Raw genomic sequence first — 10,874 nt, 5'->3', positions numbered from 1 at the left:
GGCCACCGCCGCCGCCGTAGACGCCGCCCGGGCGTGCGCCACCGCCGGGCCGCTCGCCGGCCGACGAGCCCCCGTAGACGCCACCGGCCGCCGCCCCGCCACGGCCCCGGTCCTGGGTGGAGCCGAAACCGTCGCCCTTGCGCTTCGCAGCCCCGCCGTCGTGGCTCCTGCCCGCCGGCGCCGGGCGCTTACGAGCACGCAGGATTCCGAAGATGCCCGCGCCGACCAGCAGGGCGCCGAGCACGCCGACCGCGGCGATCAGGTACATGATGTCGGTCGGGGTCAGCCCGTCGAGGAACGACTGCCCGGACTTCTGCTCCGCATCGGGATCCTGCGCCAGGTCCTTCGGCCCCTCTCTGGAGGGGGTGTAGCTGAGGATGTTGACGGGGTCGTCGTCCTCCAGATGGCCGGCGTCGGAGACGGTCAGAAAGGTCTTACCGTCGGTCGAGTAGGCGATCGCCTCGCCGAACGGGTCGGCGAGGGCGGTGACCCGGGGGGTGCCCGTGGTGAGGGCGGCGACGACGTCGCCGTCGGAGACGTCGTACTCGAAGGCGTCGGCGTAGGTGCGCACGACCACCCGTGCGCCGTCCAGGGAGCGGGCCGCACCGGTGATCGCGACTCGACCGAAGGTGCTCAGTGGGTTCTCGGTGTCCGTCTTCGGCAGTTCGATGTCGCCGAGCTTCTTCATCGGTACGGGCTCGGTGTCACCGGTCTTGAGCGGCCCGTCCGGGGTGAAGATCTCAGCCTTGCCGGCGGTGACCTTCGTGATGATCAGCGGTAGCTTGTCGTCGCCGATCAGCAGCGCCTCGGCATCGCGCGGCTTGCCGTCCGGGTACGACAGCCGGTGCAGCTTCGGTTGGCTGCCGCCGCCGATCGGCATGCTCCAGACCGCCACCCGCTCACGGCGCTCGCGGCTTGTCACGTTGTCACCGGTGTCGGCGATCCACAGCGTCTTGCCGTCCGGCGCCACCGCGAGATCCTCGGTGTCGAGCGGCCCCGCCCCGGAGTAGGACACTTCGCGGACGACCTGGCAGTCCTTGTTGAGGTAGAAGACCCGCTTGCGGTCGTTCCGGTCGGTGCTGTCGTTGATGACGACGTAGCCGCCTTTCGTCGCCACCAGGCCGGACAGCTCACGCAGCCGCGGGTCGGTGACCGAGCACCGCTTCTTCCCCGCCACCGCCACCGGCGGCCCCACGACGGCGGCCGGGGGGGCCGCCACCAGGGGAGGTGCTGCCTTGGCAGGGATCGAGCCGGGCGCGGCCAGCGCGGCACCGGTGACCGTCACGGTGGCCCCGACCAGGCCGAGGGCAACCGTGACGGAGGAAACAGTGCGGAGCATGGATAGAAGTGTCGCATGCCGCAGATTTCCGTCGGGTGACGTGGTAGCGCGGCCATCACGGGCGATTACCGCCTGATACCGCCCGCCTGCGCCGTTTCGGCGTACGGCAGCAATTCGGCCGCGAGCGCCTCGTTGACCCGTACGTGCAGCATCGTCCCTTCCGGCAGGTGAGCGGTGCTGAGCACCTCGCCCTGCCGGTGCAGCCGGGCCACCAGGTCGCCCCGGTCGTACGGCAGCACCACGCGCAGCTCGACCGCCGGGCGGGGCAGCCGCCGCTCGATCGTCTCGCGTAGGGCGTCGATGCCCCGGCCGCTGTGTGCGGAGACGAAGACCGCCTCGGGCCAGAGCCGCTTGAGTCGGAGCAGGGTCTCCTCGTCGGCCGCGTCGGTCTTGTTGACCACCAGTAGCTCGGGCAGCCGATCGGCGCCGACCTCGCCGAGCACCTCGCGGACGGCCCGGACCTGCTCCTCCGGGTCGGGGTGGGCGCCGTCGACCACGTGCACGACCAGATCCGCCTCGGCGACCTCCTCAAGCGTCGACCGGAACGCCTCGACGATCTGGTGCGGCAGGTGTCGGACGAAGCCCACCGTGTCGCTGAGGGTGTAGACCCGTCCGTCGGAGGTGGTGGACCGGCGGGTGGTCGGATCGAGCGTGGCGAACAGCGCGTCCTCCACCAGCACCCCCGCCCCGGTCAGGCGATTCAGCAGGCTGGACTTTCCGGCGTTGGTGTAGCCGGCGATGGCCACCGCGGGCACCGCGTTGCGGGTGCGGCGGGCGCGCTTGGTCTCGCGTACCGTCCGCATGGCCTTGATCTCCCGGCGGAGCCGGGCGATGCGGTGGCGGATGCGCCGCCGGTCGGTCTCCAGCTTGGTCTCACCGGGACCACGGACGCCGACGCCGCCCCCGGCGCCACCGCCCCGGCCCGACCCACCGGTCTGCCGGGACAGCGTCTCACCCCAGCCGCGCAGCCGAGGCAGGAGGTATTCCAGTTGGGCCAGCTCGACCTGCGCCCGGCCCTCCTTGCTCTTGGCGTGCTGGGCGAAGATGTCGAGGATCAGCGCGGTGCGGTCGACGACCTTGACCTTGGTGCGCTGCTCCAGGTTACGCAGCTGGGACGGGGACAGCTCGCCGTCACAGATCACCGTGTCGGCACCGGCGGAGAGCACCACCGAACCGAGGTCGTCGACCTTGCCGCGACCGATGTAGGTTGCCGGGTCGGGCCGGTTGCGTCGCTGGATGAGCCCTTCGAGCACCTGCGAGCCGGCGGTCTCGGCCAGCGCGGCCAGTTCGGTGAGGGAGTTCTCCGCGTCGACCTGGGTGCCCTCGGTCCAGACGCCGACCAGAACCACCCGCTCCAGCCGGAGCTGTCGGTATTCGACCTCGGTGACGTCGGTCAGCTCGGTGGAGAGACCGGGGACCCGTCGTAGCGCCTGCCGTTCGGAGAGCTCGTACTCGCCGGTCGTGGCGTCGAGCTCGTCGTCGGGGATGGAAACGTAGGTCTCCTGGTCTCGCAAGCGATCTCTCCTGTCCGTTCTGTGCACGTACCGAGTAATCCTGACATGTGTCAACGCCCGCTGCACCTGGTATATGCCCACCCGCGGACCGGCGGATGCGGGGGCGGATGCCGGCCGCCCGGGGTGGGCGAGTAGAAATGCGGACGAGCCGTTCAGCGCCGACGGAGGGACCTGCGTGGCCACGACCCGACTGCCCAGTGCCGGATTCTCGATCACGATCCGGATCGCCGTGCCCGCCGACGCCTCCTCGATCGGCCGGCTCACCACGTCGGTGGGCGAGGCCGGGGCGATCGTCACCGCGCTGGACGTGGTCGACTCCGATCCGACGAACGTGATCGTCGACCTGACCTGCGACACCGCCGACGCCGGTCACGCCGACCAGGTGGTCGACGCGCTCAGCGCGCTCGACGGCGTGGACGTGCGCAAGGTTTCCGACCGCACCTTCCTGCTGCACCTCGGCGGCAAGATCGAGGTGAGTCCGAAGGTCGCGCTGCGCAACCGGGACGAGCTGTCGCGCGCGTACACCCCCGGGGTGGCCCGGGTCTGTCAGGCGATCGCCGACAACCCGGCGGACGCCCGCCGGCTGACCATCAAGCGCAACACGGTGGCGGTGGTCAGCGACGGCTCGGCCGTGCTGGGGCTGGGCAACCTGGGTCCTGCCGCGTCGCTGCCGGTGATGGAGGGCAAGGCGGCGCTGTTCAAGCGCTTCGGCGGGGTGGACGCCTGGCCGGTGGTGCTCGACACGCAGGACACCGACGAGATCGTCACCATCGTCAAGGCGATCGCGCCCGCCTACGGCGGGATCAACCTGGAGGACATCGCGGCACCGCGCTGCTTCGAGATCGAGGCCCGGTTGCGCGACGCCTTGGACATCCCGGTCTTCCACGACGATCAGCACGGCACCGCGATCTGCGTGCTGGCGGCGCTGACGAACGCGCTGCGCGTCGTGGGCAAGCAGCTCGCGGACGTGCGGGTGGTGGTCTCCGGCGCGGGCGCGGCGGGTACCGCGATCATGAAGCTGCTGCTGCGCCAGGGCGTCGGCGACATCATCGCGTACGACCGGCAGGGCGCCCTGCACCTTGGGCAGACCGATCTCAACCCGGCCTGGCGGTGGCTGGCCGAGAACACCAACTCCGACGGTTACTCGGGCGACCTGCCCGGTGCGCTGGCCGACGCCGACGTCTTCATCGGTGTGAGTGCCCCGAACCTGCTGACCGGCGACGACATCGCCACCATGGCGAAGGACGCGATCGTGTTCGCGCTGGCGAACCCGGACCCGGAGGTCGACCCCCGGGAGGCGCGCAAGCACGCCGCGGTCGTCGCCACCGGCCGCTCCGACCAGCCGAACCAGATCAACAACGTGCTCGCCTTCCCCGGCGTCTTCCGCGGCATGCTCGACGCGCACGCCGAGGAGTTCACCGAGGAGATGGCGATCGCCGCCGCCCGGGCCATCGCGGACGTGGTGGGCGAGGACAAGATCAACCCGACGGTCATCGTGCCCAGCGTCTTCGACTCCCGGGTGGCTCCGGCGGTCGCCACGGCCGTCCGCGCCGCCGCCCAGAACCCCACCGTCACCCCACCCCCGGCCGCCGATCCCGGCCCGGCCGACCTCCCCGAGATCGCCGCCTCCGCCTCCGCCACTCCCTGACGCACGCATCGCCGACCCTCCACTCGCGTCGATCATGATGTTGGCGGCATTAGTTGATCTCCGGAGAGCCGCTAACCTCATGATCAACGCAGGTCAGGGGGTCGGGAGGGTGAGGGTGCCGGTGGCCACGAGGAGGGCGGGGCCGGAGAGCCAGCAGGAGTCGGGGGTCACGGTCACCGTCAGGCGACCGCCGGGGACGTCGACGGCGACCGTTCCGGTCTCCCGGTCGGCGTCGCGCAGGGCCACCGCGGCGACCGCGCAGGCACCGGTGCCGCAGGAGAGCGTCTCGGCGGAGCCACGCTCGTAGACACGCATCAGCGCGTGCGCGTCGACACCGGTCGTCGCCGCGCCGCCGGTGGTGAACTCGACGTTCGCCCCGTTGGGAAAGACCGCCGGGTCGACGTCCGGGGCGCGGGTCAGGTCCAGCCCGGCCAGGTCCAGCCCGGCCGGCAGCGGGCAGACCAGGTGCGGATTCCCGACGTCCACCGCCGTGCCGGGCAGGGTCAGTCCGCCGAGGGCGGCGGCGGAGGCGCCGTACAGCCGTGGTCGTTGCATCGAGACGGCGATGGCGTCACCCTCGACCCGCGCCCGCACCACGCCGGCTCGGGTGGCCACCGGCAGCGCGTCGCCGGATGGTGCGGCCAACCCGTTCGCCAGCAGGTACCGGACGAAGACCCGGGCGCCGTTGCCGCACATCTCGGCGAAGGAGCCGTCGGAGTTCCAGTAGTCCATGAACCAGTCGGCATCGCCGGCCAGGGCGGCGCCGTCGGCGTGCTTCGCGGCGCGGACCACCCGCAGCACGCCGTCGCCTCCGAGACCGCGCCGCCGGTCGCAGATCGCCGCCACCAGTTCGGGCGTCAGATCGAGCGCGCCGTCCGGGTCGGGCAGGATCACGAAGTCGTTGCCGGTGCCGTGCCCCTTGGTGAACTCCACGCCTCCATCATCGCGCAGTCTCGCCGAGGATCCGCAGCGCGGCCCCGACCAGCCCCGGGTCGGCCGAGTCGAGCCAGTGCACCCGAGGGTCACGACGGAACCAGGACCGCTGGCGGCGGACGAAGCGGCGGGTGGCCCGGACCGTCTCGTCGTGCGCCTCGGTCTCGGTCAGCTCGCCGCCCAGGAAACGCAGCACCTGCTGATAGCCGAGCGCCCGGCTCGCGGTACGCCCCTGCGGCAGGCCGCGCGCGACCAGCCTGCGGGTCTCCGGGACCAGCCCGTCGGCCCACATCCGGTCCACCCGGACCGCGATCCGCTCGTCGAGCAGGGCGGTGTCCAGGTCCACGCCGATCTGCACCGCCGGGTAGTGGGGCGTCGGCTCGGGCAGCGCCGCGGTGAACGGCTTACCGGTCAGCTCGATCACCTCCAGTGCGCGCACGATGCGTCGGCCGTTGCCGGGCAGGATGCCGGCCGCCGCGCCCGGGTCGGCCTCGCGCAGCCGCGCGTACAGCGGTGCCGGCCCGAGCGCGGCCAGCTCGCCTTCCAGGCGTTGTCGCAGTGCCGGATCGGTGCCGGGGAACTCGAACTGTTCGAGCACTGCCCGCAGGTAGAGCCCGGACCCCCCGACCAGCAGCGGCACCCGGCCCCGGGCGAGGACGTCGTCGACCGCTGCCCGGGCCAGCCGCTGGTACTCCGCCACGCTGGCCGGTTCGGTGACCTCCCAGACGTCGAGCAGGTGGTGGGGCACACCGTCGCGTTCGGCGTCGGTGAGCTTGGCGGTGCCGATGTCCATGCCCCGGTAGAGCTGCATCGAGTCGGCGTTGACCACCTCGGCGTCGAGCGCGTGCGCCAGCGCGATGCTCAGCGCCGACTTGCCGGCCGCTGTCGGCCCGACTACCGCGATCACGCTGCCCGGGGCGGTCACGACCGCTCCCAGTTCGCCACGAGGTAGCCCACCCCGTAGGGCGCTGCGTGATAGCCCAGTTCGCCGCGCCAGGGGCCGCCCGTCGCCCGCGCCGCCCCGGCGAGCACCTGCCAGGGGGCCCGGCCGGCGACCTTGAGCTGCGTCGACAGGCCGGCGTCCAGGCCGAGCAGGGCGTCGCGGTCCGCGTCGGCCAGGGCCCGGGCGACAGTCTCGTCGTACGCCCCGGCGCGCGGATCGGCGTAGCCGGGCGCCTCCTCGCCCCGACAGGCCGAGCCGTCGCCCATCACCAGCAGCGCCCACGGCTGGTCCGAGCCGAGCCGGGCACCGAGGTCGGCGCAGGTCTCGACCGGTTCGTCCGCCCGCACCGTCGTCATCCGCCAGTCCGTGCCACGGGTCCTGGGCGTCGGTCGCCGGTCGAGCAGCCACGCGCCGACCAGCAGGCTGAGCGGGAGGTCGTCGGTGCCCGCCAGCCCGTCGGGATCGTCGCCGAGGCGTACCTCGAGCGGTAGCCCCCACGGCGCGAAGCTGCCCCGGAACGGGAAGTCGAGGTCGGCACTGCGGTCGCCGGCGCCGATCACCAGGACGGTCCGCGCTGCCGAGTCGAGCAGCCGGGCGACGGCGGCGTCGCAGGCGGTACGCAGGTCGTCCAGCTCGGACGCGGCGGTACCGGCGATCTCGGGGATGAGCAGTGGCGGGTGGGGGCAGACGGCGGCGGCGACCAGTGGCACCAGGCAACCGTAGCGGCCCGGTTCGGCAGCGTGTCCGCCGTGCCGCCGGCAAGGGCGACCGCGCCGCGCGTACGCCGTACGGTCGAAAGCGGCACGCCGGTCGGATGGCCCAAACAGGCCCTAGGACACCGTATGGTCACGGTCGGCGATAGGCGCTCGACGCGGACCGGGGCGCACCTGTGACAATGCCCGGAGAAACTTGGCTGCGCCGTGGCGGCGCCCGGGAGACTGCTCCCTGGTGCCGGGAGAACGAGGATGGGCACATGAGCGACTGGACTGCCTTCGGACGGGTGGACGCGGACGGCACCGTTTACGTCAAGACCGCCGAGGGCGAGCGGGTGGTCGGATCCTGGCAGGCGGGAGCACCGGAGGAGGGGCTGGCGCACTTCGCACGCCGCTTCGCCGATCTGGTGACCGAGGTGGATCTGACCGAGGCCCGGCTGAAGTCCGGCGCGGCGGACGCCAACCACTCGCTCGCCACCATCCGACGGATCCGCGCCGCCCTTCCCGAGGCTCACGTCGTCGGCGACATCGACGCCCTGGCGACCCGGCTCGACAAGCTCGCCACCGTGGCCGAGGAGAAGGTTGGCGAGGCCCGGGCGGCCAAGGAGGCCGCCCGTGTCGAGGCCCTCGCCCGCAAGTCCGCCCTGGTGGAGGAGGCGGAGAAGCTTGCTGCCGAGTCGACCGGCTGGAAGACCGCCGGTGACCGGCTCAAGGAGATCCTCGACGAGTGGAAGACCATTCGGGGGGTCGACAAGAAGACCGACGGCGAGTTGTGGAAGCGGTTCGCGGCCGCGCGGGACGGCTTCACCCGTCGCCGGGGCGCCCACTTCGCCTCCCTCGACGCGCAGCGCAAGCAGGCGCAGACGGTCAAGGAGGAGCTGGTCGCCGAGGCCGAGAAGGTCGCCGAATCGACCGACTGGGCGGCGACGGCCAACCACCTCAAGAACCTGATGACGCAGTGGAAGGCCGCGCCGCGCGCGTCGAAGGAGGCCGAGCAGAAGCTTTGGGAGCGGTTCCGGGCCGCCCAGGACGCCTTCTTCAGCCGGCGTAGCGAGGTCTTCTCTGCCCGCGACAACGAGCAGCGCGCCAACCTGGAGCGCAAGCAGGCGTTGCTCACCGAGGCCGAGGCGCTCGACATCGACGGCGACCCGAAGGGCGCCCAGGCGAAGCTGCGGGAGATCCAGGCGCAGTGGCACGAGGCCGGTCGGGTGCCGCGCGAGGCCGCCGCCGGGCTGGAGCGCCGACTGCGCGCGGTCGACGAGAAGGTCCGCGAGGTGATGGACTCGGCCTGGCGGCGCACCAGCCGGGAGGACAATCCGCTGCTGGCCCAGATGCGGTCGCAGGTAGCGGAGGCAGAGGAGCGGCTGGCCCGGGCGCAGGCGGCAGGCGACACCCGGCGGATCAGGGAGGCCGAGCAGGCGCTCGCCTCGAAGCGCCAGTTCCTCCAGTTGGCCGAGCAGGCCGGCTGAGTCGTACGTCCGATGCCCTCGGCCGCCCTCACGGGGCCGGGGGCATCGTCGTTTTCGCAGGTCCCGGCGATGTTAGCGTACGACATTTACATCGACGTCAATCTGTGATTACCTGGGAAAGCGCTTGCCCTCCCGAGAGGTAGGGCGCGGGAGCCATTCCGACAGTTCATCCCACGGCAGGGCGCATCCTGCGACCGCCTCGGCATCGCTGCCGCCGGGCACGGCAGCCTCCACCGCCGGGGCTCATCCCCTGCCGACCGCACCGGGTGACGCCTCCGGGCGTCCGCCACGGCCCACGCCACCCCCCTCAGCCGCCGTGGCCGCCCACGTCACGGGCCGGTCCGGACCGGCCCTGACCGCCGGCCCCGCCGGTGCGCCGACGCGTCATCCGATCCGTCCCATTTATCGAGGATGAGGAGAACAACCGTGCTTGCAGACGTCAAGCCTCGCCTGACACGACGGTTGGCGGTGCTGGCCGCGACGGCCGTCGCGCTGCCCGCCGCCGCCGTCGCGGTGACCGCCGCACCGGCCGCCGCCGCGACCGTCGACACCGGTGCCTACTACGTGTTCGTCAACCGGCACAGCGGCAAGGCGATGGACCTCTGGAACTGGTCCACCGCCGACGGCGGCGAGATCCGGCAGTTCAGCCGCCTCGACGGCAACAACCAGCAGTTCCAGTTCGTCGACGTGGGCAGCGGTTACTACCAGCTGCGCAACCGGCACTCCGGCAAGGTTGTGACGGTGCCCAACTCCAACGACGGGGTGCAGGTCACCCAGGTCACCGCGAGCGGCGACACCAAACAGCACTGGGCGTTGCGCGACTCCGCCAACGGCGACGTGCGGTTCATCAACCGGCACAGCGGCAAGGCACTCGACCTGTGGGAGTGGTCCACCGCCGACGGTGGAATGATCTCGCAGTACGCCGACCTGGACGGCGCGAACCAACGGTGGCAGCTGGTGCGGCTCGGTGGCACCACTCCCCCGCCGGACCCGGGCCCGCAGACCGGGCTGGTCGGCTGGGCCACCCAGAACGGCGGCACCACCGGCGGCGGTAACGCCGGCACCACCACCGTCACCAGTGCCTCGGCGCTGACCAGCGCGCTCAACTCCAGCAGCGCGGCGGTGATCCGGGTCTCCGGCACCATCAACTGCTCGGGAATGCTGCGGGTCCGCTCCAACAAGACCATCCTCGGCAACTCCGGTGCCACGATCGCCGGCTGCGGCTTCAACATCAACGGCGACCGTAACGTCATCATCCGGAACCTGACCTTCCGGAACTGGGACGACGACGCGATCAACGTCCAGGAGTCCGCCACCAACATCTGGATCGACCACAACACCTTCACCGCCGGCTACGACGGCGTGGTCGACATCAAGCGCGGCTCCGACTTCATCACGGTGTCGTGGAACCGCGTCTACGGTCACGACAAGTCGATGCTGCTCGGGCACAGCGACAGCAACGCCGGTCAGGACGTGGGCCATCTACGGGTGTCGTACCACCACAACTGGTTCGACGGCAGCAACCAGCGCCACCCCCGGGTCCGCTTCGGCAACCCGGTGCACGTCTACAACAACTACTACAGCAACGTGCGCGGCTACGGCGTGGCGTCCACGATGAACGCCGGCGTGCTGGTCGAGGGCAACTACTTCGAGAACACCCCCGACCCGTACCACCTGGGTGAGGCCAACTCCGGCCCCGGCTCCCTGGTGGCCCGCAACAACCACTTCGTCAACTCGGGCAGCGGACAGACCGGCGGCAGCGTCGCAGGCATCCCCTACTCGTACACCCTGGACACCGCGAGCAACGTCAAGTCGATCGTGACCGGCGGCGCAGGCGCCGGCCGGATCTCGCTCTGACCGCAAGGTCCCGAGATTCGTTGATCATGAGGTTAGCGGCCCGATAGAGATCGAAAACTACCGCTAACCTCATGATCGACAAGGTGTTCGGCGACCACCGCACTACGGGTGATCACGGTCGCCGTCGATCGCTTGCGCTGTTTCTGATGTCGGCTGGTGTTGTGGGTCAGGGTTGGCGGGTCAGGCCGACGATGGTGGCCAGGCGGGCGACGTCGGCGGCTGCGGGTCCGCGTCGGATGATCTGGGCGAGGAGGGTACGGGCGGCGGGGCGGCTGCGCCGAGTGACGGCCTCGCCAGCACGACCGCCCGCCTGCAGGCGCTCAAGCTGGAGGAAAGGCCGCACTAGCTCCAACGCCGTTCAGTTAGGGCGGCGGCTGGTTGGTCAAGGGTCGCTGGTGATGACGTCGATGCTGGTGGTGGCTTTGTAGGTGCGGCGATCGATGTTGGGTCCGCGGGCC

9 protein-coding genes are annotated in these 10,874 nt (G+C 71.3%); 3 read left to right on the top strand and 6 right to left on the bottom strand.

Translation table 11 applies throughout. The features are described from left to right. Window positions 1–1,339 (bottom strand): hypothetical protein (locus tag AC2CHE_RS25545; RefSeq protein ID WP_484507388.1); only part of this gene is annotated, 1,339 nt, incomplete at its 3' end. A 65-nt stretch (window positions 1,340–1,404) separates the two neighbouring features. After that, window positions 1,405–2,853 carry a GTPase HflX gene (gene hflX, locus AC2CHE_RS25540; RefSeq protein ID WP_484507387.1) on the bottom strand — a complete coding sequence of 483 codons (1,449 nt, stop codon included), beginning with the start codon at window positions 2,851–2,853 and terminating at the stop codon, window positions 1,405–1,407. Window positions 2,854–3,028: 175 nt separating this feature from the next. On the opposite strand from hflX, the gene AC2CHE_RS25535 reads away from it, so the two are divergent. Continuing rightward, window positions 3,029–4,501 carry an NAD-dependent malic enzyme gene (locus tag AC2CHE_RS25535; RefSeq protein ID WP_484507386.1) on the top strand — a complete coding sequence of 491 codons (1,473 nt, stop codon included), beginning with the start codon at window positions 3,029–3,031 and terminating at the stop codon, window positions 4,499–4,501. Between the two features lie 93 nt (window positions 4,502–4,594). Here the strand turns inward: AC2CHE_RS25535 and dapF are convergent, their stop codons facing one another. Genes dapF through AC2CHE_RS25520 form a run of 3 tightly spaced genes read right to left on the bottom strand, consistent with a single transcriptional unit; the run spans window position 4,595 to window position 7,087 of the window. Continuing rightward, the gene (gene dapF, locus AC2CHE_RS25530) at window positions 4,595–5,434 is read right to left on the bottom strand and encodes a diaminopimelate epimerase (protein ID WP_484507385.1); all 840 of its coding nucleotides are present in this window, start codon (window positions 5,432–5,434) and stop codon (window positions 4,595–4,597) included. A gap of 7 nt (window positions 5,435–5,441) precedes the next feature. Further along, window positions 5,442–6,473, bottom strand: a complete 1,032-nt coding sequence (gene miaA / locus AC2CHE_RS25525) for a tRNA (adenosine(37)-N6)-dimethylallyltransferase MiaA (RefSeq protein WP_484507389.1) — start codon at window positions 6,471–6,473, stop codon at window positions 5,442–5,444. Then, entirely contained in the window at window positions 6,356–7,087 is a 732-nt protein-coding gene (locus tag AC2CHE_RS25520) for a class III extradiol dioxygenase subunit B-like domain-containing protein (protein WP_484507384.1), read from the bottom strand. Before AC2CHE_RS25520 ends, miaA begins: the two co-directional genes overlap by 118 nt. A gap of 263 nt (window positions 7,088–7,350) precedes the next feature. Between AC2CHE_RS25520 and AC2CHE_RS25515 the strand changes: the two genes are divergently transcribed. Both AC2CHE_RS25515 and AC2CHE_RS25510 read left to right on the top strand, forming a co-directional pair. Continuing rightward, complete coding sequence (locus AC2CHE_RS25515) at window positions 7,351–8,559, top strand: DUF349 domain-containing protein (RefSeq protein ID WP_484507383.1); 1,209 nt, start codon at window positions 7,351–7,353, stop codon at window positions 8,557–8,559. Window positions 8,560–8,985: 426 nt separating this feature from the next. Continuing rightward, on the top strand, window positions 8,986–10,416 hold the full coding sequence (locus AC2CHE_RS25510; protein WP_484507382.1) for a pectate lyase family protein: 1,431 nt from the start codon (window positions 8,986–8,988) through the stop codon (window positions 10,414–10,416). Between the two features lie 166 nt (window positions 10,417–10,582). On the opposite strand, the gene AC2CHE_RS25505 is transcribed toward AC2CHE_RS25510, so the two are convergent. Then, on the bottom strand, window positions 10,583–10,768 hold the full coding sequence (locus AC2CHE_RS25505; protein WP_484507381.1) for a hypothetical protein: 186 nt from the start codon (window positions 10,766–10,768) through the stop codon (window positions 10,583–10,585). Window positions 10,769–10,874 lie beyond the last annotated feature (106 nt).

It is taken from the genome of Micromonospora sp. ATLC16 (assembly GCF_057196645.1).
Note: the sequence above shows the minus strand (reverse complement) of the source record. Positions and strands in the feature narration are given on the sequence as shown.

Excerpts from the sequence above, each read along its gene's own strand:
- AC2CHE_RS25515 (WP_484507383.1), top strand. The coding sequence starts at position 7,351 with ATGAGCGACTGGACTGCCTTCGGACGGGTGGACGCGGACGGCACCGTT.